We start from the raw sequence: 22315 nt of genomic DNA, 5'->3' as shown, positions 1-22315 counted from the left end.
GTCACTCACCCGTCCCGTCGGTGTCGGCGTGAGCCGCGGTGGCCCGGCGATGGGCGGCGCGGGCGAGCGCGCCGGCGCCGACCAGTCCGGCAGCGAGGGCGATGGCGGTGCCGAGGTCGGGGCCGGTCTGAGGCAGTGCGACCGGTCCGGCGGCGCGGGGGCCCGCGACCGGCATGCGCGACTGTGTCGTGCCGCCGGTGACCCCGCCGGTCGGACGAGGTGCGGAGGTATCGGTCGGCGTCGGCACGGTTCCGTCCGGGCATGTCGTCCCGGCGGTGGTCGCCGCCTCGCCGGCGTCCGTGTCGGTCGCTGCACGGTCCTGGGTCTCCGCGCCGGTCGTCGTCGCGGCGGCGGTGGCCGCCTCGCCGGCGTTCGTGTCGGTCGCTGCACGTTCCTCGGTCTCCGCACCGGTCGTCGTCGCGGCCCGGTGCGCCGTCGGGACGGCGTCGGGACAGGTGGTGACCGTGCTGCCGGTGTCGCCCCGCATCGTCACGCGGACCGCCAGGTTCGCCGCGCGGCGGCCCACCTCGGAGTAGTTTCCCGACGTGGCCTCGACGGGGAAGTCGAGCTCGAGGGGGACCGTGACGATCTCGCCGCGGGCGATCTCCGTCTCCAGCAGCGAGGTGTCGGTGCCCGCGAGCACGGCGAGCGGCATCTCGTTGACGGTGACGTCGTCGAAGAACTGGTCGAGCTCACCGTCGAGGTTGACGTCGACGACGTCGATCGTCATCGTCGCGTCGGTCGGACCGTCGTTGCGGACCCGGAACGCGCGCTGGATCGCGTCACCCGGGACGATCACCTCGTCGAACATCCGCACGGTCACCTCGGGCGCGAACCCGGTGCCGACGTCGATGACGATCGGATCGGTCCCGGTGCTGGGCTCGTCGGCGCCGGCCGGTGTGCTCACGACCAGACCCACGGTGAGTGCCAGCGTGCCGAGCGCGGCGGCGCGGGTACGCAGCCCTGTGCGGAGGGCGCTCACGTCGTCACTGCCTCGGTGCGACGGCGGGACCGCCGCGAGGTCGACGGGAGGGGGGAGTTTCCTGCGGGGGTCGCGGTGCCGGTCAGGTCGTCCGAGGTGTCGGCGCCGGGCGCGGGGGCGTCGTCCGGCTCGTCGGACGCGTCGGCGGAGGGTGCGGGGGCGTCGTCCTCTCCTCGGTCGTCCGTGCCGGCGTCGTCCGCCGGTCCCGGTGCGGGCGTCCCGAGCTCGGCGTCGTCGTCGCCCTTCTTCCGGCCGCCGAGGACGGACGAGAGCACGATCCAGGCGAGGACGGCAATGGCCGCCCCGCCGAGCCACGGCCGGACCTCGGGCTGCGTGAGGTGGCCGACCCACGGCACCCCGTAGATCACGCGGCCTTGGATCTGCTCCATCGTCACCGGGTCGTCGACCGAGCCGTTGGCGTCGCCCTGGGTGGTCACGCCCATCGTCCCGTCCTGGCCGATGGTCACGCCGATGATGCGGTGGGTGACGAGGGTCGGGTCGCCGGACACTGGCTGGATGGTGACGACGTCGCCGACCACCGGGTCGGTGTAGTCCGGGTCGACGACCACGACGTCGCCCGGGGAGTAGGTGGGCTCCATCGAGCCGGAGAGGATCGTCAGCGGGACCCAGCCCATAAACCTCGGGACGATGAACGCGGCGGCCGCGACCGTGACGGCGAGGACGGCGACGACCGCGACGAACCCACGCACGATCCCGGACCACAGCTCTCGGTTGCTCGAGCGGGTGCCGACGGCGTCGCGGGTGCTGGGACGGGTGGTGTTCATGGCGTGACCTCGATGACGGGGGTGAGGACGACGTCGACGTCGTCGCGGGTGAGGGTCTCGTGGGCGGTGACGGTCCACGGCGTGCTGACGGCGAGGTCCCCGCCGTCCGAGGTGCCGGTCGCCGTCACGTCGCCCGTGTGATCGGTCGTGACGGTTTCGATCTCGAGGCAGAACAGCTCAGCGGTGCCGGGCAGCTCGATCGGGGTGCCGTCGTCGACCGGGAGGACGGCGTCGCTCTCGGCGCACCGCTCGGGCGCATCGACAGTGCGCGCCTGGACCCGGAGCACGAGCCCGGGAACGGCGGACTCGAGGGTGAGCTCGACCGCTGCGAGGTCGTGGGGTGAGAGGTCGTTGGCGACGACGGCCGCCCCGCGACCGTCGAACCTGATCTGGTCGACGAGCTCCTGGGGGAGCGGGACGACGACAGGGTCGATCTCGATCTCGGGCTCAGGGGGCGCGGCGGCATCGGGCTCGGGGGAGGCGTCCTCACCGGAGGTTCCGTGCTGTCCGGAACTCACAGGGCCGTCGGCGGACTCGCTCGGCACCGCGTCGCCCGCTGGGTGAGTGCTGTCGCTCGAGGACTCGGGGGGTGCGTCGCTCGGCGACTCGGCGGGCCCGTCGCTCGCGGACTCGGATGCGCCGGCACTGGGCGACTCGCCCGCGTCACTCCGGGACCCGGGGTCGTCGCCCGAGGTCCCGGCACCATCGGTGGGGGAATCGGCGCCGTCGCTCGCGGATTCCTCGGCCGTGATCGACAGGGTCGGGTCGTCGTCGTAGCGGAGGACGTCGATCGACCCCTCCCCGCTCGCGCTCGCCGTCCACAGGGCGAGCGTGCCGGCGGACGCCGCGGCGCCGAGGGCACCGGCCGTCGCGAGGGCCAGAAGTGCCCGGGTGCGTCGGGGGGCGGTCATGACGTCTGCTCCAGCGTGAGCTCGGCCCGCACCGTGAGGAGGTCGAGGTCGTCGGGGTCACCCGTCCGCAGGGGGTGCGGGTTCTCGACGAGGACGTAGACGAACCAGTCCGCGCTCCCGTCGAGACCGTCGGGCAGGTCGGACTGCGTGAGCGACGAGACCTTCCCGGTGGGTGCGTCCGACGGGCTGCGCACGAGTCCGGGGATGCTGCCAGCGGCGACGGCGGCATGGGGGTCGGCGATCGCGGGGTCGGTCGAGACGAACCACTGGTACGGGTAGTCGAGCTCGGCGTCCACCGTGACGTCGACGGTGGCGTCGGCGGTGAGGTTGTCGCCGTCGAGCGCGAGGTCGAAGGCCTGGACGGCCCACGCACGCTCGCCCGACCCGAGGACGTCGGGATCGGCGTTGTCGGGGTGCGGGGTCCAGGTGAGGGAGCCGAGGGCTACCGCGTCGAGGTCTCCGGACGCGATCGTGCCGGCGGTCCCCGCAGCGCCGGCGCTCCACAGCGCGTAGCTGCCCGCGCCGCCGAGCGCGGCCGCGACGAGGGCGGCTCCGGCCAGCAGGACGCCGGGGGCGCGTCGCGCGGCGGTGGGTGATTCGGGGGACATCGTTCCTCGGGTCTCGTGGAAGGGGAGTGCGAGGGGGTGAGACTCCCGGCCGGCCCGCGCGGGCCGGCCGGGAGTCTCAGGTGATCGTCAGATCGCCGGGTGCGGGTACATGCTCTGCTCGAGGGTGATCTCGAGCGAGCCGAGCTCGGTGATGTCGTTGACGCTCACGCGGTCGCCCGTGTCCTCGTCGAAGACGCCGAGGATGACGACGGTCAGCTCGGACTCGCGCGGCAGCACGGTCCAGAACGGGTCGTCGGAGCCGTCCTCCTGGCCGACGCCGTCGGCCTGGAAGCCGAACTCCCGGTCGTCGCCCAGCTCGAGGCCGGTCGCGATCCAGCTGTTCGTGCTGTTGTTGTAGACGCCGTACTCGACGGACAGGCCCTCGAACTCGGCGGTCGCGCCGTCGGCGGGGCCGACCGTGAGGTGGGCGCGGAGGTTGTCACCGTGCAGGTCGACGAGCACGTCCTGCGCACCGACGACGACGTCGCCGGGGACGACGCGGTAGTCGCCGTTCATGTTGGCGATCGTGTGGCCCCAGTCGTGCCGGGGGAAGGGGATGTCCCAGACGATGAACGGGACGCGGTTGAGCGTGGCGTCGTACCACTGGAAGTCGCCCTGGGCCTCGACCTCGAGGTTACCGGCCTGGATCGTGCCGGCATCGACGGACGTGTCGTCCGACCAGAGGGCGAACGTGCCGCCCGAGCCGAGGGCGACAGCTGCGGCAGCGGCGCCGGCGAGGACGCCGACAGTCTTCTTGCGCACGATGGTGCTCCATTCATGGGTTAGGGGTGAAACGGGGGATGAGGGGGGATGCCGACGCATTCATGTGCCGGCGGTCAGAAAGGTAGCAGCGCAATTCATTTGCGCAAGGCATGCCGGATTCTCCGAAATGACACCGAACTGCGCTGTGTCCAGCTCGTGATCTCCCGTGATCCTGCGGTTTCCCGGAGCTTCCGGTGGCCGTGTCGAGCTGCGTCGAGGGCGTGAAACCGGTGTAGTCCCACCGTTTCTGGCCTGTTGTTCAGCGGCATCTGGACGCCGTCTCGACGCTCGCTGGGCGTGGAACTGCCACAACTCGCAGTCGCTCAGCGCTCGAGTCGGCACATTCTGGCAATTGTCTCGCGGGTCGGGGACGGTTACTCGACGGGTATTCGGCGCGGCCAGCGCGAATGCTCGACAAATGCCCGATCAATGACGACCTGTGAACGACGAATGAATGGCAGGAATCGCCGAGTGACATGCTCGAGATGCGCGCCGGTCAACGCGCTGCGGTGAGCCTCAGGTCCGCGTGCTCGGTCGGGTCCGTCTGTGCGATCGCCGCGTCCTCCTGGCGGGCCCAGGTGTCCCACCACGAGGAGACGTCGCCCTCGCGGGACTCGGCGCGTGCCCGGCGGACGCCCGCCGGCTCGTCGAGCCACACGAGTGCGTCGAGCAGCTGATGGAGAAGAGTCGTCCCGCACCCCTCGACCACGACGACGTCCGGGAGCGCGTGGCCCGGCGCGGGGATGACCCGGTCGGCCCCGGGGGCGGATCGCAGCCAGTCCCAGGTCGGCGCTGTGCCGGCCGAACCGCGCCGAAGGGCATCGAGCATCGGCCGCACGGCCACGACGCCGGCGAGCAGGCCGGACCAGCCCGGGTAGTGGTCATCGAGGCGCACGAGCTCGACCCGACGCGCGGATCCCGTGCCCTGGCCCCCGTCGCCCCGTCCCTCGAGCAGCGCCACCACGTCGCTCGCGAGGGTCGACTTGCCGGCGCCGGAGCGCCCGTCGATCCCGACGACGACCACCCGCGGGGTCCCCTCGTCGTCGTGCTCGAGGCGGTCCCTGGCGAGCGCGGCGACGGCGTGGGCGGGCGAGGACATGGCGAGCCAACCTACCGGGCAGCCGCGTCCGTGGTGGTACGCCGCCGCCTCCCGTCCCGGCAGGCACCTGTGCACCGGACATGCAGGGTCTCCGGTCCCGCCGCTCGGTACCGTGGAGGACGAGGCGCCGTCGGTGCCACCGGGAGGAGCACCATGTCGTTGGCGGTTCGCGTCATCCCCTGCCTTGACGTCGCCGGGGGGCGGGTCGTCAAGGGCGTGCGGTTCGAGGGGCTGCGGGACGCCGGCGACCCGGTCGAGCTCGCCCGCCGGTACGACGCGGACGGGGCCGACGAGCTCACCTTCCTCGACGTCTCGGCCTCGGTCGAGGAGCGGTCGACCACCTACGACGTCGTGGCGCGCACCGCCGAGGAGATCTTCGTGCCCCTGACGGTCGGCGGGGGAGTGCGCACCGTCGACGACGTCCACCGCCTCCTCACCCACGGCGCGGACAAGGTGAGCGTCAACACCGCCGCCGTCGCCCGCCCCGAGCTCATCTCCGACGTGGCCGACCGGTTCGGCTCCCAGGTCCTCGTCCTGTCCGCCGACGTCCGCCGGGTGACCGGGGACGTGTCGACCGACTCGGGCTTCGAGGTGACCACGCACGGCGGCCGCCGCGGGACCGGAACGGACGCGCTCGAGTGGTGCGTGCGCGCGGCCGAGCTCGGCGCCGGCGAGATCCTCCTCAACTCGATCGACGCGGACGGCACCGAGGCGGGTTTCGACCTCGAGATGCTCACCACGTTCCGCCGCGAGGTCCGGGTGCCCCTCATCGCCTCGGGCGGGGCCGGCGCGGCCGAGCACTTCGCGCAGGCCGCCCACGCGGGGGCCGACGCCGTCCTCGCCGCCAGCGTCTTCCACTTCGGGACCCTGACGATCGGCGGCGTCAAGGACGCGATGCGTACCGCCGGCGTCGAGGTGCGCTGACCCGGTCCAGCCGCTCCGGCGGGCTGAACGCTCCGGTCGGGGCCTACGCGGGCACGCCCTCGGCGTCGAGCGCGTCGTCGAACACGGTGACGCCCTCCATCCCCGGCAGCCGCGCGATGTTCTGGTCGATGCGGCGCACCTCGGCGCGGCCGTCGGGCCCGCTGAACAGGTGGCCCATGACGTGTCGGACCTCGGTCTGCCCCATGATGCTCGTGCCGACCGGGCGCCAGAACCTCTCCAGGGTGAGGCGGGCGACCCTCCGGGCCGGCTCGCTCTCGGCCAGTCGGGCGCGGGCCTGGGTCGCGTAGAACGCCACGTGCCGCGTCTCCTGCTGCGCGATCCTTCGCAGGAGGACGGCGAGGACGGGGTGCCGCTCGAGGTCGGCCATCCGGCGGTACGCGGCGACGGCGGACCACTCGTTCGCCGCGCCCCACAGCATGTGGGTGGCCACGAAGTCCTGACCCACGAGGTTGGCGAGCACCGACTGCTTGAGGGAGGACAGCGCCTCGCGCCAGCCGAGCTTCGTCCGCTTCGCCTTGAGCTCGTCGTAGTCGACCGTGACGTCGTGCGCCGCCAGCACGGTGGCCAGCGCCTCGCCGTGCCAGAACTCCTCGCGGTTCCACATCGTCATGAAGCCGGCCACCTCGCGCTCGCGGCTCGACGGCGTCACCAGCAGGTCCCGCAGGTAGCAGACCGTGTGGTACTCGACGTCGCACATGTAGCGCAGGCAGCGCAGCGAGTCCTCGGGGAGCGGGTCGTCGCGGAACGCGGACACATCGAGGTCCTCGTACCGGACCGGCGTGCTGTCCGCGGCGTAGGTGTCGATGTCGAAGGCCATCGCGGGCTCCTCAGCTGATGCCGGCGCCGACGGGGGCGCGGTCGGTCGGTGTGCGTGGTGCGTGGGCCCGGTGCCCGGAGGCAACGGGCGGGACGGGAGGGACGAGCGGACGCTCCCGGCGCAGCGCGGTGGCGAGCGGACCGTGCCCACCGAGACCGGGCAGCGCGCGGACCGGGGCGTCGGCGTCTCGGACCACCTCGTCCCGGCCGCCGCCCGCGAAGAGCGTGCGCAGGAACCGGTGGCTCGCCCGCGCGCGCAGCGCGCCCGGGCGCAGCGGGTGGAACCCGCGGGTGAGGAGTGCGCGGGTGAGCCTGACGGCGAGGTCGTCGCCGCCCAGCCGCATCGCGGCCTCCGCGCGGTAGAAGCTCACGTGCTCGAGACGCCGTGCCCGCAGCGGGGCGAGGAGCTCGTCGAGGGCGCCCCGTGCGAGGCCGGCGACCCGGTAGTGGGCGGCGAGCACCGCGCTCTCCTCGGACAGGCCGCGCACCGCGTGCAGGGCCGTCGTGGGCTCGCCCACGAGCGTCGTCCAGACCGGCTCGACGTGCTGGGCGAGCAGGTCCTGGACGTGGGCGAGGCGGTCGAACCGGGTCGACGGCGCGGCTGCGTCGTCGTCGGCCGTGGGCGGCGGGGAGCCGAGGGCGCGGTCGAGGCGCTCCGCGAACCAGTAGCGGTCGTGGGCCCAGGTGGTGAGGAAGGCGGTGTAGCGCGCCTCGCGGGAGGTCGAGGTCGCCAGGACGCGGCGCAGCGTGCTTGTCGCGGTGCGCTCGACGTCCCGCAGGTAGGTGAGGGCGAACCGGACCGACGGGTGGAGATCGGTCGGGCCGAGGGGTGGGGGGTCCGGCGGGCGGTGGTCCCCGAACGCCGTCCGGGTGAACGCCCGCACGTCGAACGACGTCGAACGGACGGGAGCGACCGTGCCGTCGGCGCTGTGCAGGAGGCCCGGCCGCGCGTTCGTCGGAGTCGTTCGCAGGTCGGTCAGCACATGTCGAGGCTAATCGCTGACCGGCAAGGAGGCGTTGGTCAGCCGGCCGAGGAGTGGCTGGTTCCGGCGGGTCGACCGGCACCTGGTCGCTACGCGGGCATGCCCGCGGCGTCGGTATCGGCGGGGTCACCCGTGAGACCGGCGAGGAACCGGTCGATCGTCCCGGGGCGGCCCTCGAGCGTGACGTGGGCGGCGCGGCGGCGACCGTTGGCGTGCAGGGCCAGCTCGACCGGGTCCCCGACCACGGCGACCGCGTCCGCGCCGCGGCGCACGGTCGCGCGCGGCCCACCGGGGACCACGAGGACGACCCCGGTGCCCGCCGTGCGGTACATGAGCCCCGCGGTCGACGAGACCCGCTGCCACAGCTCGCGCAGGAGGTCGGGGCCGATGTCGTCGCGCGGCTCGGCCGGGCCGGAGGAGCCGTCCGCCCCGCGCGGGCCCCGGCGCACGTCCTCGTGGTGGACGACGAGCTCGACGAGGTTGGTCGCCGACTCCGCCCAGCGCACCGGTGACCAGCGCGGACCGCCCGTGGCCACCCGCGCGGCGAGAGCGCGGTAGCCGATCGGGTCGAGGGCGTCGGCGACGATCCGCTGCAGGTGCGGCTCGCGGCCGGGCTCCGCGCGCGAGAGGACGTCGCGCACCATGAGGTCCGGCCGCCGCTCACGCAGCACGAGGTGCGCGGCGAGGTCGACCACGCGCCAGCCGGCGCACAGCGTGGGGGCGTGGGGGTCGGCCTGGGCGAGGGTGGACGCGAGAGCGGCCCGCTCGACGGCCACCGGTCGTTCGTCGTCGGTCACGTGAGGACGGTCCCACACGGGGACGCCGGCGCGCACCCTCCACCGGGCCGCGTCCCGCACCGTGGCACCATGACCGGGTGCCCGACCTAGACGACCCGACCACCGGCCCCGCACCCGCCGGCGGTGTCCTCGACCCGGCCATCGCCGAGCGCCTCACGCGCGACTCGCACGGCCTCGTGTGCGCCGTGGTGCAGGACGCCACGACCCGCGACGTGCTCATGGTGGCCTGGATGAACGACGACGCCCTGCACCGCACGCTCACCACCGGCCGCGCCTGGTACTGGTCGCGCTCGCGGGGCGAGCTGTGGCGCAAGGGCGACACCTCCGGGCACGTCCAGCACGTGCGCTCGGTCGCGCTCGACTGCGACGCCGACGCCCTGCTCGTCACCGTCGACCAGGTCGGGCCGGCCTGCCACACCGGGGCCACGAGCTGCTTCGAGGCGGGCGGCCTGCTGCCGCTGTCCGGGGCCACGCGATGACCGCCGTCGACCCCGTCGACCCGGTCGAGCTCACCTGGGGCGAGACGTGGCCGAGCCTGCCCCGCTTCCGCGAGCTGGCCGCGCACCGCCGCGTCGTCCCCGTCGTCCGCCGGCTCCTCGCCGACGACGTCACGCCGATCGGCGCGTACCGACGCCTCGCCGCCGGCCGCCCGGGCACGTTCCTCATGGAGTCCGCCGAGGCCGGCCGCTGGTCGCGGTGGAGCTTCGTCGGCGTCGGCTCGAGGGCCACCCTCACCTCGCGGGGCGGCCGGGCCGCCTGGCGCGGGGACGTCCCCGCCGGCATCCCCACCGAGGGGCCGGTGCTCGAGGTCCTCGAGGCCGCGCTCGAGGTGCTCGGCACGCCCGCGATCCCCGGCCTCCCGCCCCTGACCGTCGGGTTCGTCGGCTCGCTCGGCTGGGACGTCGTCCACTCCTGGGAACCCACGCTCCCGCGCCGGGCCCCGGCCGACGACGACCTGCCGGAGGTGGCCCTCTGCCTCGCGAGCGACCTCGTCGCCCTCGACCACGCCGACGGGACTCTGTGGCTCGTGGCCGACGCCGTCAACACCGACGGCTCGGACGAGCGGGTCGACGAGGCGCACGCCGACGCCGTCGCCCGGCTCGACGCGATGCAGGCCGACCTCCTCGCGCCCGCCCCGGCGCACGCGTCCGTGCTCGACCCCACCGCGGCGATGCCCGAGGTGACGGCCCGGTTCGCCGACGAGGAGTTCATGGAGGCGGTCCGCGTCGGCAAGCAGCGCATCGTCGACGGCGAGGTCTTCCAGGTCGTCCTCTCCCAGCGCCTCGACGTCACCACCGACGCCGACCCGCTCGACGTCTACCGGGTGCTGCGGACGGTCAACCCGAGCCCGTACATGTACCTCTTCGCCCTCGACGACGGCGCGGGCGGCGTCCTCCACGTCGTCGGCTCCTCGCCCGAGACGCTCGTGCGCGTCACCGGTGACGAGGTCGTCACGTTCCCCATCGCCGGCTCCCGCCCGCGCGGCGCGAAGCCCGCCGAGGACCGCGCCCTCGCCGAGGAGCTGCTCGCCGACCCCAAGGAGCTCTCCGAACACGTCATGCTCGTCGACCTCGCGCGCAACGACCTGTCCAAGGTGTGCCGGCCCGAGACCGTCGAGGTCACCGAGCTGATGGAGATCAAGCGCTTCAGCCACATCATGCACATCAGCTCGACCGTCACCGGACGACGGCGCGACGGCGTGACCGCTCTCGACTGCCTGCGCGCGACCTTCCCCGCGGGCACGCTCTCGGGCGCCCCGAAGGTCCGCGCCACCGAGATCATCGACGAGCTCGAGCCCTCCCGCCGCGGTGTCTACGGCGGCGTGGTCGGCTACCTCGACCTCGCCGGCGACGCCGACCTCGCGATCGCCATCCGCACCGCCGTCCTCCACGACGGGCGCGCGTCGGTGCAGGCCGGGGCCGGCATCGTGGCCGACTCGGTCCCCGCCACCGAGCTCGAGGAGGCCACCAACAAGGCCGCCGCCGCCGTGCGCGCGGTCCGCCTCGCCGCGCAGCTGCGCCCCGCGCCTCGCGGCACGGCAGGGGAACGGTGACGTCCGCCGACGCCCCGCGCACCGCGGCCGACACCCCGCCCACCGCGGGCACGCCCAGCGGCCTCGGTCGCGGGCAGGCGGTCCTGCTCGTCCTCCTGCTCGTCGGGGCGACCCTCCTCGTCGCCCTGCCCACGTGGTCGACCGGCACGGTCCGCACGGCCACCGGTGAGGTCGATCTCGCCGCGACCGGCATGTCCGGGGCGCCCGCGGTGTGGGCGGGCGCACTCGTGGCCGGGGCGGCGGCGCTGTTCGCCTCGCTCGCGCGCCGGGTCGGGACGGTCGTCGCCGGGCTCGCCACCGTGGCCGGCGGGGTCGTCGTCGGCATCGGGGCGGTCGGCGCCGCGCGCGACCCGGGCTCCCTCCTGCTCGCCGAGGCCCGCCTGCACACCGGCACCAGCGCGCCCGACGTGGGGTCGGTCGCCGCGCAGCCCTGGCCCTGGGGCGCGGTCGTCACCGGGCTCCTGCTCGTCGTCGTCGGGCTCCTGATCCTCACGCGGGCGCACCGCTGGAGCGCGGCCGGCCGCCGGTTCGAGCGCGGAACCGCCCCGGGGTCCACGCGCGGGACGGGCACCACCCCGGGCACGACGACGGACGACGCGGTGCGCGAGGCGTCCGTCGACGACGCCGGCACCCCCTCCGACGACGACACCCCGGCCCCCAGCGCCGCCGGCACCGCCACCGGCCGCCCCTCGTCGCCTGCCGCCACCCGCGCGGACACGGGCTCGGCCTCCGCCGCGGCCGACGCCGAGCGGGACCGGTTCGTCGACGACTGGGACGCGCTCGGACGCGGCGAGGACCCGACCGCGGACCACCGGTAGGCTCGGGCCCGACGTCCCCGACCCGAACGTGAAGGAGCAGCCGTGAGCGGCACGAGCCTCGAGCAGCACCGGACCGGCTACCGCCTGCCCGTCGCCGCACCCCCGCACAACGAGGGCAAGACCGTGGCCGCCTGGTCGGTCATGCTCATCGTCACCCTCGGCGTCCTCGTGTCCTGCGTCGGGCTCATCCTCGACATCCCCGTGCTCACGTGGGTGGCAGGGCCGATCGTCGTCGTCGCGGCCCTCGTGGTCGGTCTCGTCCTGCGCCTGTCCGGCCAGGGTCAGCCCCGCCGCAGCGAGCCGGCGCGCGACTGGTACGAGGTCGAGGAGCAGCCCCGCGCGACCGACGCGGACGCCCGCGGCGCGCACGAGCGCGACTCCGTGGCCGACGGGGCCGCCCGATGAACGTCCTCGACGACATCGTCGCCGGCGTCCGCGAGGACCTCGCCCGCCGGGAGGCGGAGCTGCCGCTCGACGCCGTCAAGGAGATCGCGGCCCGCCGGCCCGCCGCGCTCGACGCCGTTACCGCCCTGCGCGGCGACGGCTCGGTGACGATCATCGCCGAGTGCAAGCGCCGCAGCCCCTCCAAGGGCTCGCTCGCGGACGTGCCGGACCCGGCCGTGCTCGCCGCCGCCTACGCCGAGGGCGGGGCCGCCGCCATCTCCGTCCTCACCGAGGAGCGCCGGTTCGGCGGCTCCCTCGCGGACCTCGACGCCGTGCGCGCCGCGGTCGACGTGCCCGTGCTGCGCAAGGACTTCGTCGTCACGCCCTACCAGGTGTGGGAGGCGCGCGCCCACGGGGCGGACATCGTCCTGCTCATGGTCGCCTCGCTCGAGCAGACCGTCCTCGAGTCGCTGGTCGAGCGGGTCCACTCGCTCGGGATGACCGCGCTCGTCGAGGCGCACGACCGCGAGGAGGCGCTGCGCGCCCGCGACGCCGGCGCCCGCGTCATCGGCATCAACGCGCGCAACCTCAAGACCCTCGAGGTCGACCGGGCCGTGTTCGCCCAGGTCGTCGACGTCGTCCCCGACGGCATCGTCACGGTCGCCGAGTCCGGCGTCCGCTCCGTCCGCGACGTCCTCGACTACGCCCGCCAGGGCGCCGACGCCGTGCTCGTCGGCGAGGCCCTCGTCACCCAGGCGGACCCCCGCCGCGCCGTGTCCGACTACGTGTCCGCCGGCGCGCACCCCTCCCTCAGCAACGGCACGAACTGACCGTCGGGGACAGGGGCCGCCCGCCGGACGGCCCACGCACCACCGGCCGGACCGCCGCGCCCGGCCGCGCACGATCGGGCGCCGCGCGCCCGGAAGGAGATCGACGCGTGCAGTACACCGACGACCCGGGCAAGCTGTCCGAGGCCCACGGCCCCTACTTCGGCCAGTTCGGCGGCAGGTTCGTCTCGGAGGCACTCATCGTGGCCCTCGACGACCTGACGGCCGCCTGGGAGGAGATGAAGGGCTCGCCCGAGTTCGCCCGGGAGATGGGGGAGCTCGCCGCCTCCTACATCGGTCGGCCGTCCCTGCTGACGGACGCGCCGCGGTTCGCCGAGCACGCCGGCGGGGCCCGGGTCCTGCTCAAGCGCGAGGACCTCAACCACACCGGTTCCCACAAGATCAACAACGTGCTGGGCCAGGGCCTCCTGACGAAGAAGGTCGGCAAGACCCGCGTCATCGCCGAGACCGGCGCCGGCCAGCACGGGGTGGCCACCGCCACGGCCGCCGCCCTCATGGGCCTCGAGTGCACGATCTACATGGGGGCGGAGGACGTGCGCCGCCAGGCGCTCAACGTGGCCCGCATGCAGCTCCTCGGCGCCGAGGTGGTCTCCGTGACCAACGGGTCGCAGACGCTCAAGGACGCGATCTCGGAGGCGTTCCGCGACTGGGTGACCAACGTCGAGACCACGAACTACGTCTTCGGCACCGCGGCAGGCCCGCACCCGTTCCCCGAGCTCGTCCGCGACCTGCAGAAGGTCATCGGCGAGGAGGCCCGCGAGCAGGTCCTCGCGCTCACCGGGCGCCTGCCGGACGTCGTGACCGCCTGCGTGGGCGGCGGCTCCAACGCGATCGGCATCTTCAACGCCTTCCTCGACGACGAGGGCGTGCGCCTGGTCGGGCTCGAGGCCGCGGGCGACGGCGTGGAGTCCGGCCGGCACGCCGCCGCGATCGGCGGCGGGCGACCCGGCGTCTTCCAGGGATCGCTGTCTTACCTCCTGCACGACGACGACGGGCAGACGATCGACTCCCACTCGATCTCCGCCGGCCTCGACTACCCCGGGGTGGGCCCCGAGCACGCCTGGCTCGCCGATCTCGGCCGCGCCGAGTACCAGCAGGTCACCGACGCCGAGGCGATGGACGCGTTCGCACTCCTCTCGCGCACCGAGGGGATCATCCCCGCGATCGAGTCCGCCCACGCGCTCGCCGGCGCCCTGCGCATCGGCCGCGAGTGGAAGGACGCCGGCGGCGAGGGCGAGCCGCCGGTCATCCTCGTCAGCCTCTCCGGGCGCGGGGACAAGGACATGGAGACGGCGATCGAGTACTTCGACCTCGGAGGCGAGAAGTGAGCAACGTGACCGCGGGGGAGCGGATCGACGCCGCCCTCGACCAGGGGCGCGCCGCGCTCGTCGCCTATCTGCCCGCCGGCTACCCGGACCTCGCCACGTCGGTCGAGGCCGCGCGCGTCGCCGTGGACAACGGCGCCGACGTCGTCGAGCTCGGCCTGCCCTACTCGGACCCGTCGATGGACGGTCCGCTCATCCAGCGCGCCACCGAGGACGCCCTGAGCAAGGGGACCCGGACGCGCGAGGTGCTCTCCGCCGTCGAGCAGGTCGCCGCCACCGGCGCGGCCGTCCTCGTCATGACGTACTACAACCCGGTCTTCGCCTACGGGGTCGAGCGGTTCGCCGCCGACCTCGCCTCCGCCGGCGGCGCCGGCCTCATCACGCCCGACCTCGTCCCCGAGGAGGCCGGCCGCTGGACGGCCGCGGCCGACGAGCACGGGCTCGACAAGGTCTTCCTCGTGGCCCCCGCCTCCTCCGACGCGCGCCTGGCGACCGTGTCCGCCGCCTCGCGCGGGTTCGTCTACGTGGCCAGCCGCATGGGGGTCACGGGCGTTCAGGACAGCCTCGCCGGCGGCGGCGCCGAGCTCGTCGCCCGCACCCGGGCCGCCGGCGCCGAGCGCGCCTGCGTCGGCATCGGCGTCTCGGACCGCGCGCAGGCCGCCGAGGTCGCCGCCTACGCCGACGGGGTGATCGTCGGCTCCGCCCTCATCAAGGCGCTCGGGTCCGGCGGGGCGGCGGAGGGACTGAGCGCGCTCGGCGCCCTCACCGCCGAGCTCGCCGAGGGCGTGCGGGAGGGCCGGGCGTGACCGGCGCGGCCGCGCTGCTCGCGGACGGCGCGGCGAGGGCCGCGACCTTCGCCGCCGAGCGGGGGATCCCGAGCCCGCCGGACAACGTCCTCAACCTCGGCCCGCTGCCGCTGCGGGCCTACGCGATGGCGATCATCGCGGGCGCGATCCTCGCCTGGTGGATCCTCGACCGCCGATACACGTTCAAGGGCGGCCCGGCCGAGACCGCGCTCGACATCGCGCTGTACTGGATGGTGCCCTTCGGCATCGTCGGCGCCCGGATCTACCACGTGGCCACCCACCCCTCGGACTTCTTCGGGCCGGACGGCAACCTCCTCGACGCCCTGAAGATCTGGGAGGGCGGCCTCGGCATCATGGGCGCCGTCGTGTTCGGTGCCCTCGGCGCGTACATCGGCCTCACCCGGCGCGGCCTGCGGATCGGCCCGTTCGCCGACGCGCTCGCCCCCGGCATGCTCGTGGCCCAGGGTGTGGGGCGGCTCGGCAACTACTTCAACCAGGAGCTGTACGGGACCGCGACCGACCTCCCGTGGGGCCTGCGCATCGACCGCGAGCTGCCCGAGCTCGTCCACCCCACGTTCCTCTACGAGGGGCTGTGGAACCTCACCGGCGCGATCGTCGTGGTTCTCGCCCAGCGGCGACTCCGGCTCGACGGCGGACGCGTCTTCTGGCTCTACGTCATCATCTACCTCACCGGCCGCACGCTCACCGAGTCGCTGCGCACCGACCCGTCGGTGCTCATCGGCGGCATGCGGATCCACCAGATCATCGCCATCGCCGGCTGGGTGATCGGCGTCGCCATGATCGTGTGGCTCACGCGCCGCGCGAGGGCGAAGCCGGACCGCGACGAGATCTGGCTGCCCGGCCGCGGGCCTCTGGCGGACGCGGCGGTCGCCGGGGACGCGGGCTCGTCGTCGTCGGGCACGTCCGTCGAGGTCGCCTCGGACGACGACGAGACCTCCGACGACGAACCCGACGCTGACTCACCCGACGGCGATGCACCGACCGACGAGCAGGCCTCGTCGGGGGACCGGTCCGTCTGATCCGTCGGGGCGAACGCCCGACCGTCGGCCCCGTGCTGAGCCGCACTCTCGACAGTTGCTCGGGCTTGACCGGCGCGTGACCTGACCGAGGGGCTAGGTCCCGAAACATGCTCGAAACATCGGTGAAACGCCCGCGTCGACCCGCGTGATTCTGCCGCGGAATTCCGCCGTTCCATGGTCCGTCCTTAGTATTGCCACGGAAGGGTCAAGTCCGCCTACTGTGTGTCCGCCCCACCCGGTGGACGTGCCGGGTCACGACCCCGGGCGCCGTGGCGCCCAGAGGGAGGACGGACGATGGACCTGCCCGGGACCCCCGCACCCACCGGCCTGTACGACCCGGCGAACGAGCACGACGCCTGCGGCGTGGCGATGGTGGCCACGACCCGCGGTCGGCCGGGTCGGGACATCGTCGACGCCGCGCTGACGGCGCTCGTCAACCTCGACCACCGCGGCGCCGTCGGCGCCGAGGAGGCCACCGGGGACGGCGCCGGCATCCTCCTCCAGGTGCCCGACGCGTTCCTGCGCGCGGTGGTTCCCTTCGACCTGCCCCCGGCGGGCGCCTACGCCGTCGGCATCGTCTTCCTCCCGCAGGTCGGCGCCCGCTCCGAGGCCGTCGCCCGCGTCGAGGAGATCGCGGCCGAGGAGGGCGTCGAGGTCCTCGGCTGGCGCTCCGTCCCCGTCGACGACTCGATGATCGGGCCGACCGCCCGCGCGACGATGCCGACGATGCGGCAGCTCTTCGTCGCGGCCGACGGGCTGACGGGGATCGACCTCGAGCGCAAGGTGTTCCGCCTGCGCAAGCGGGCCGACAACGCCGGCATCTTCCTCGCCTCGCTCTCCCCGCGCACGATCACCTACAAGGGGATGCTCACCACCGGCCAGCTGCGGCCGTTCTTCCCGGACCTGTCCGACGAGCGGCTCGTGTCCTCGGTCGCGCTCGTCCACTCCCGGTTCTCGACCAACACGTTCCCCAGCTGGCCGCTCGCGCACCCCTTCCGGTACGTCGCGCACAACGGCGAGATCAATACGGTGCGCGGCAACCGCAACTGGATGGCCGCCCGCGAGGGGACGCTCGCCTCCGACCTGCTCGGCGACCTCGAGCCCCTTCTGCCGATCACGACCCCCGGCGCATCGGACTCCGCCTCCTTCGACGAGGTGCTCGAGCTCCTCCACCTCGGTGGCCGCTCCCTGCCGCACGCCGTCCTCACCATGGTCCCCGAGGCATGGCAGAACCACGAGTCGATGCCGCCCGCGCTGCGCGCGTTCTACGAGTACACCGGCACGATCATGGAGCCCTGGGACGGACCGGCGGCCATCTGCTTCACCGACGGCACCGTCGCCGGGGCCGTCATGGACCGCAACGGGCTGCGCCCCGGGCGCTGGTGGGAGACCGCCGACGGCCTCGTCGTCCTCGCCTCGGAGTCCGGTGTCCTCGACCTCGACCCCGCCGACGTCGTGCGCAAGGGCCGCCTCGAGCCCGGCGCGATGTTCCTCGTCGACACGGAGGAGGGGCGGATCGTCCCCGACGCCGAGATCAAGGCCTCCCTCGCCGGCGCCCACCCGTACCAGGAGTGGCTCGACGACGGACTCGTCAGGCTCGAGGCGCTCCCGGAGCGCGAGCACACCGGCCACTCCGCGGAGTCCGTGGTGCGCCGCCAGCAGATGTTCGGCTACACCGAGGAGGAGGTCCGCGTCCTCGTCCGGCCGATGGCCGCCACGGGCGCCGAGGCCATCGGGTCCATGGGCACGGACACCCCGCTCGCCGTGCTCTCGGCGCGCCCCCGCCTGCTCTTCGACTACTTCACCCAGAGCTTCGCGCAGGTGACGAACCCCCCGCTCGACTCGATCCGCGAGGAGCTCGTCACCTCCCTGGTCGGCGCCATCGGCCCCGAGCCCAACCTGCTCGACGAGGGGCCGGAGCACGCCCGGAAGATCGTCGTGCCGTTCCCGACGATCGACAACGACCAGCTCGCGAAGATCCGGCACGTCGACCGCGCCCGGCGGACGGGCCGCGGGTTCACGGCGGTGACGATCTCCGGCCTCTACCCGGTGGCCGGCGGGGGAGCGGCGCTCGAGGCGCGCCTGACCGAGATCTTCGACGAGGTCGACGCCGCCGTCGAGGCCGGGGCGAGCTTCGTCGTCCTCTCCGACCGCGACGCAACGGCGGCGCTCGCGCCGATCCCCTCCCTCCTGCTCACCTCGGCGGTCCACCACCACACCCTGAGGCGTCGGACACGCACGAAGATCTCCCTGCTCGTCGAGGCCGGCGACGTCCGCGAGGTGCACCACGTGGCCCTGCTCGTCGGCTACGGGGCGGCTGCCGTCAACCCGTACCTCGCGATGGAGACCGCCGAGCGCCTCGTCGCCGACGGCGACGTCGTCGGGGTGACCGGGCCGCAGGCGGTCCGGAACGTCATCACGGCGCTCGGCAAGGGCGTCCTCAAGGTGATGTCGAAGATGGGCGTCTCGACCGTGCCGTCCTACCGGGGCGCGCAGCTGTTCTCCGCCGTCGGCCTCTCCGAGGAGCTGGTCGCCACCTACTTCACCGCCACGTCCTCGCCGCTCGGCGGAGTGGGCCTCGACGTCCTCGCGGACGAGGTCGCGGCCCGGCACGCCGTGGCCTACCCGCCCTCGGGGCTCTCGCCGGCGTACCGCGAGCTCGAGACCGGCGGCGAGTACCAGTGGCGCCGCGACGGCGAGCCCCACCTGTTCGACCCGGAGACCGTCTTCCGGCTCCAGCACGCCACGCGGACCCGGCGGGCCGACATCTTCCGGCAGTACACCGACCGGGTCGACCAGCAGGCCGAGCGGCTGATGACGATCCGGGGTCTCCTGCGCCTGCGCACGGGCGAGCTCGACCCGGTCCCGATCGACGAGGTCGAGCCGGTCAGCTCGATCGTCAAGCGGTTCTCGACCGGCGCGATGAGCTACGGCTCGATCTCCGCCGAGGCGCACGAGACCCTGGCGATCGCCATGAACCGGCTCGGCGGGAAGTCGAACACCGGGGAGGGCGGGGAGGACGTCGAACGGCTCCACGACCCCGAGCGGCGCTCGGCGATCAAGCAGGTCGCCTCCGGCCGGTTCGGCGTCACCTCCGAGTACCTCACCGCCGCCGACGACATCCAGATCAAGATGGCCCAGGGCGCGAAGCCGGGGGAGGGCGGACAGCTGCCCGGCCCCAAGGTCTACCCGTGGGTGGCCAAGACGCGGCACTCGACCCCCGGCGTCGGCCTCATCTCGCCGCCCCCGCACCACGACATCTACTCGATCGAGGACCTCGCCCAGCTCGTCCACGACCTGAAGAACGCCAACCCCTCTGCCCGGGTGCACGTCAAGCTCGTGTCGACCGTCGGCGTCGGGACGGTCGCGGCGGGCGTGTCCAAGGCCCACGCCGACGTCGTCCTCGTCTCCGGGCACGACGGCGGGACGGGCGCCAGCCCGCTCACCTCGCTCAAGCACGCGGGCGGCCCGTGGGAGCTCGGGCTCGCCGAGACGCAGCAGACGCTCGTGCTCAACGACCTGCGGGACCGGATCGTCGTCCAGACCGACGGCCAGCTGAAGACCGGGCGGGACGTCGTGATCGCGGCCCTGCTCGGGGCCGAGGAGTTCGGGTTCGCCACGGCGCCCCTGGTCGTCTCCGGCTGCGTGCTCATGCGGGTCTGCCACCTCGACACCTGCCCCGTCGGCGTGGCCACCCAGAACCCCGAGCTCCGCGCGCGGTTCACCGGGCGGCCCGAGTTCGTCGTCACCTTCTTCGAGTTCCTCGCCCAGCAGGTCCGCGAGCTGCTCGCCGAGCTCGGCCTGCGCTCGCTCGAGGAGGCGGTCGGCCGGGTCGAGCTGCTCGACCCGGACCGCGCCGTCTCGCACTGGAAGGCCTCGGGGCTCGACCTCGCGCCGCTCCTCGAGCGCGTCGAGCCCGCGGCCGGCTCGGCCCTCCACCACACCCAGGCCCAGGACCACGGACTGGACGCGGCGCTCGACAACGAGCTGATCCGGCTCGCGGAACCGGCGCTCGAGCGCGGCGAGCCGGTGCGTGCCGAGCTGGCGGTCCGCAACGTCCACCGCACGGTCGGCACGATGCTCGGTCACGAGGTCACCCGCCGCTACCGGGGGGCCGGGCTGCCGGACGGCACGATCGACCTCACCCTGCGGGGCTCGGCGGGCCAGTCCTTCGGCGCCTTCCTGCCGCGCGGCGTCACCCTGCGCCTGCTCGGGGACGCCAACGACTACGTCGGCAAGTCCCTGTCCGGCGGCCGCATCGTCGTCACCCCGGACGAGAGGTCGGCGCTCGTGGCGCAGGACAACGTCGTGGCCGGGAACGTCATCGGCTACGGCGCCACGTCCGGCGAGATCTTCCTGCGCGGGCGCGTGGGCGAGCGGTTCGGTGTCCGACTCTCCGGCGCGACCCTCGTGGTCGAGGGCGTCGGCGACCACGCGGCGGAGTACATGACCGGCGGCACGATGCTCGTGCTCGGCCCCACCGGGCGCAACGTCGGTGCCGGCATGTCCGGCGGTGTCGCCTACGTCCTCGACCTCGACACGTCCCTGCTCAATCCGGCCGCCGTCGCCGCCGGCGACCTCCTGCTCGCCGAGCCGGACACCGACGACCTCGCCGTCGTCGTCGACCTCCTGCAGCGGCACGCCGGGCTGACGGGATCCACCGTCGCGGCCGCCCTGCTCGACGACCGCGCCGCCCTGCCGCGGCGCCTCACCCGCGTCCTGCCCCGCCAGTTCGCCGCGGTCTCCGCCGCGCTCGAGCGGGCGGCCGAGGACGGACTCGACCCGGCCGCGCCCCAGGTGTGGTCCACCATCATGGAGGCGACCCGTGGCTGACCCCAGAGGATTCCTCGACAACCGCGAGCGCGAGCTGCCCGCGAGGCGACCCGTGCCCGTCCGGATCCGCGACTACCGCGAGGTCTACGCCGAGCGGGGCGCGGACCCCTCGTTCCGGCCCGCCCTCACCCGGCAGGCGGGCCGCTGCATGGACTGCGGCGTCCCGTTCTGCCACAACGGGTGCCCGCTGGGGAACCTCATCCCCGAGTGGAACGACCTCGTCCGTCGCGGCGACATGGCGCGCGCCGCGGAGCGCCTGCACGCGACGAACAACTTCCCCGACTTCACCGGGCGGCTGTGCCCCGCCCCCTGCGAGACGGCGTGCGTGCTCGGGATCACCGAGCCCGCGGTCACCATCAAGAACGTCGAGCAGTCGATCATCGACCACGCGTTCGACGAGGGGCTCGTCACCCCGCAGGTCCCGCACCGGCTCACCGGCCGCACGGTCGCCGTCGTCGGGTCCGGCCCCGCGGGCCTGGCCGCCGCCCAGCAGCTGACCCGGGCCGGCCACACGGTGGCCGTCCTCGAACGGGCCGACGCGATCGGTGGCCTCCTGCGGTACGGGATCCCCGAGTTCAAGATGGAGAAGGCCCACCTCGACCGGCGCCTCGAGCAGATGCGCGCCGAGGGGACGATCATGCGGCCGTCGACGGACGTGGGTGGAACGGGGGAGGGCGCGCTCTCGGGCGAGGACCTCCTCGAGCGCTACGACGCGGTCGTGCTCGCCCTCGGGTCGACCGTCCCGCGCGACCTGCCCGTCCCCGGTCGTGAGCTCGCCGGCGTCCACCAGGCGATGGAGTACCTGCCGCAGGCCACGCGGGTGGTGCACGGCGAGACCGTGCCGGACCAGATCACCGCCACGGGCCGGGACGTCGTCATCATCGGCGGCGGAGACACCGGGGCCGACTGCCTCGGGACCGCGCTGCGCCAGGGCGCCGCCTCGGTCACCCAGCTCGAGATCATGCCGCGCCCGGACGAGGACCGTCCCGAGGGTCAGCCCTGGCCCACCTATCCCATGCTGTTCCGGGTCTCCTCGGCGCACGAGGAAGGCGGCGAGCGCGTGTACTCCAGCTCGACCGTGGAGCTGCTCTCGGACGGCTCGACCGGCGAGGGCGCCGTCTCCCACCTCCGGCTGTCCGAGGTGACGTTCGAGGACGGACGCCCCGTCCCCACGCCGGGCACCGAGCGGGTGATCCCGGCCGGGCTCGTGCTGCTGGCGATGGGGTTCGTCGGCGTCCCGACCGGCGGGATCGTCGAGCAGCTGGGCGTCGCGGTCGACCCGCGCGGCCGGATCGAGCGCGACGCCGACTTCGCCACCTCCGTCCCCGGCGTGTACGCGGCCGGCGACGCGGGGCGCGGGCAGTCGCTCATCGTGTGGGCGATCGCCGAGGGTCGCTCGGTCGCGGCAGCCGTCGACCGGCACCTGCGCGGCACCACGGACCTGCCGGCGCCCGTGCTGCCCACCACGGTCCAGGTCGCCGTCTGAGTCGGGGTCCGAGCCCCCGGCCGGGCCGGCGCCA

20 protein-coding genes are annotated in these 22315 nt (G+C 74.0%); 11 read left to right on the top strand and 9 right to left on the bottom strand.

The window, feature by feature from the left end:
- Position 1: 1 nt before the first annotated feature.
- The 6 genes from AC24FB_RS00670 to AC24FB_RS00645 form a co-directional block, all read right to left on the bottom strand.
- Positions 2-982 (bottom strand): hypothetical protein, encoded by a 981-nt coding sequence (locus tag AC24FB_RS00670; RefSeq protein ID WP_425714217.1) that lies wholly within the window; start codon positions 980-982, stop codon positions 2-4.
- A complete protein-coding gene (locus AC24FB_RS00665) occupies positions 979-1767 on the bottom strand; it encodes a signal peptidase I (RefSeq protein ID WP_425714216.1) in 789 nt (262 codons plus the stop codon). Before AC24FB_RS00665 ends, AC24FB_RS00670 begins: the two co-directional genes overlap by 4 nt.
- Positions 1764-2678, bottom strand: coding sequence for a hypothetical protein (locus AC24FB_RS00660; RefSeq protein ID WP_425714215.1), 915 nt, complete (start codon positions 2676-2678; stop codon positions 1764-1766). Before AC24FB_RS00660 ends, AC24FB_RS00665 begins: the two co-directional genes overlap by 4 nt.
- Complete coding sequence (locus tag AC24FB_RS00655) at positions 2675-3286, bottom strand: hypothetical protein (RefSeq protein ID WP_425714214.1); 612 nt, start codon at positions 3284-3286, stop codon at positions 2675-2677. The genes AC24FB_RS00660 and AC24FB_RS00655 overlap by 4 nt, the downstream gene beginning before the upstream one ends.
- Positions 3287-3373: 87 nt before the next feature.
- Positions 3374-4048 carry an alternate-type signal peptide domain-containing protein gene (locus AC24FB_RS00650; protein ID WP_425714213.1) on the bottom strand — a complete coding sequence of 225 codons (675 nt, stop codon included), beginning with the start codon at positions 4046-4048 and terminating at the stop codon, positions 3374-3376.
- A 496-nt stretch (positions 4049-4544) separates the two neighbouring features.
- The gene (locus AC24FB_RS00645; protein ID WP_425714212.1) at positions 4545-5147 is read right to left on the bottom strand and encodes a nucleoside/nucleotide kinase family protein; all 603 of its coding nucleotides are present in this window, start codon (positions 5145-5147) and stop codon (positions 4545-4547) included.
- Between the two features lie 153 nt (positions 5148-5300).
- Between AC24FB_RS00645 and hisF the strand changes: the two genes are divergently transcribed.
- Positions 5301-6071 (top strand): imidazole glycerol phosphate synthase subunit HisF, encoded by a 771-nt coding sequence (gene hisF, locus AC24FB_RS00640; RefSeq protein ID WP_425714211.1) that lies wholly within the window; start codon positions 5301-5303, stop codon positions 6069-6071.
- A gap of 43 nt (positions 6072-6114) precedes the next feature.
- Here hisF and AC24FB_RS00635 read toward each other — a convergent pair whose 3' ends face one another.
- From AC24FB_RS00635 to AC24FB_RS00625, 3 genes are all read right to left on the bottom strand, one after another.
- Complete coding sequence (locus AC24FB_RS00635) at positions 6115-6909, bottom strand: ferritin-like domain-containing protein (RefSeq protein WP_425714210.1); 795 nt, start codon at positions 6907-6909, stop codon at positions 6115-6117.
- 10 nt (positions 6910-6919) lie between these two features.
- Complete coding sequence (locus tag AC24FB_RS00630) at positions 6920-7891, bottom strand: hypothetical protein (RefSeq protein WP_425714209.1); 972 nt, start codon at positions 7889-7891, stop codon at positions 6920-6922.
- 89 nt (positions 7892-7980) lie between these two features.
- Positions 7981-8688: a TIGR03085 family metal-binding protein gene (locus tag AC24FB_RS00625; RefSeq protein WP_425714208.1), complete on the bottom strand. Its 708-nt coding sequence runs from the start codon at positions 8686-8688 to the stop codon at positions 7981-7983.
- A gap of 77 nt (positions 8689-8765) precedes the next feature.
- Here AC24FB_RS00625 and hisI point away from each other — a divergent pair, with 77 nt between their 5' ends.
- The 10 genes from hisI to AC24FB_RS00575 all read left to right on the top strand — a co-directional run bounded on the left by hisI (position 8766) and on the right by AC24FB_RS00575 (position 22281).
- Entirely contained in the window at positions 8766-9167 is a 402-nt protein-coding gene (hisI, locus tag AC24FB_RS00620) for a phosphoribosyl-AMP cyclohydrolase (protein WP_425714207.1), read from the top strand.
- Positions 9164-10741 (top strand): anthranilate synthase component I, encoded by a 1578-nt coding sequence (locus AC24FB_RS00615; protein WP_425714206.1) that lies wholly within the window; start codon positions 9164-9166, stop codon positions 10739-10741. Before hisI ends, AC24FB_RS00615 begins: the two co-directional genes overlap by 4 nt.
- The gene (locus AC24FB_RS00610) at positions 10738-11559 is read left to right on the top strand and encodes a Trp biosynthesis-associated membrane protein (RefSeq protein WP_425714205.1); all 822 of its coding nucleotides are present in this window, start codon (positions 10738-10740) and stop codon (positions 11557-11559) included. Before AC24FB_RS00615 ends, AC24FB_RS00610 begins: the two co-directional genes overlap by 4 nt.
- Before the next feature lie 42 nt (positions 11560-11601).
- A complete protein-coding gene (locus tag AC24FB_RS00605) occupies positions 11602-11964 on the top strand; it encodes an HGxxPAAW family protein (protein WP_425714204.1) in 363 nt (120 codons plus the stop codon).
- The gene (gene trpC / locus AC24FB_RS00600; RefSeq protein ID WP_425714203.1) at positions 11961-12773 is read left to right on the top strand and encodes an indole-3-glycerol phosphate synthase TrpC; all 813 of its coding nucleotides are present in this window, start codon (positions 11961-11963) and stop codon (positions 12771-12773) included. Before AC24FB_RS00605 ends, trpC begins: the two co-directional genes overlap by 4 nt.
- Positions 12774-12880: 107 nt before the next feature.
- The gene (trpB, locus tag AC24FB_RS00595) at positions 12881-14119 is read left to right on the top strand and encodes a tryptophan synthase subunit beta (RefSeq protein WP_425714202.1); all 1239 of its coding nucleotides are present in this window, start codon (positions 12881-12883) and stop codon (positions 14117-14119) included.
- Positions 14116-14922: a tryptophan synthase subunit alpha gene (gene trpA / locus AC24FB_RS00590; RefSeq protein WP_425714201.1), complete on the top strand. Its 807-nt coding sequence runs from the start codon at positions 14116-14118 to the stop codon at positions 14920-14922. Before trpB ends, trpA begins: the two co-directional genes overlap by 4 nt.
- Positions 14919-15962 carry a prolipoprotein diacylglyceryl transferase gene (gene lgt, locus AC24FB_RS00585; RefSeq protein ID WP_425714200.1) on the top strand — a complete coding sequence of 348 codons (1044 nt, stop codon included), beginning with the start codon at positions 14919-14921 and terminating at the stop codon, positions 15960-15962. The genes trpA and lgt overlap by 4 nt, the downstream gene beginning before the upstream one ends.
- A gap of 294 nt (positions 15963-16256) precedes the next feature.
- A complete protein-coding gene (gene gltB, locus AC24FB_RS00580; protein ID WP_425714199.1) occupies positions 16257-20795 on the top strand; it encodes a glutamate synthase large subunit in 4539 nt (1512 codons plus the stop codon).
- On the top strand, positions 20788-22281 hold the full coding sequence (locus AC24FB_RS00575; protein ID WP_425714198.1) for a glutamate synthase subunit beta: 1494 nt from the start codon (positions 20788-20790) through the stop codon (positions 22279-22281). Before gltB ends, AC24FB_RS00575 begins: the two co-directional genes overlap by 8 nt.
- Positions 22282-22315 lie beyond the last annotated feature (34 nt).

This window comes from Georgenia sp. Z1344 (genome assembly GCF_057652375.1).
This window is presented reverse-complemented; position numbering and strand designations above follow the sequence as displayed.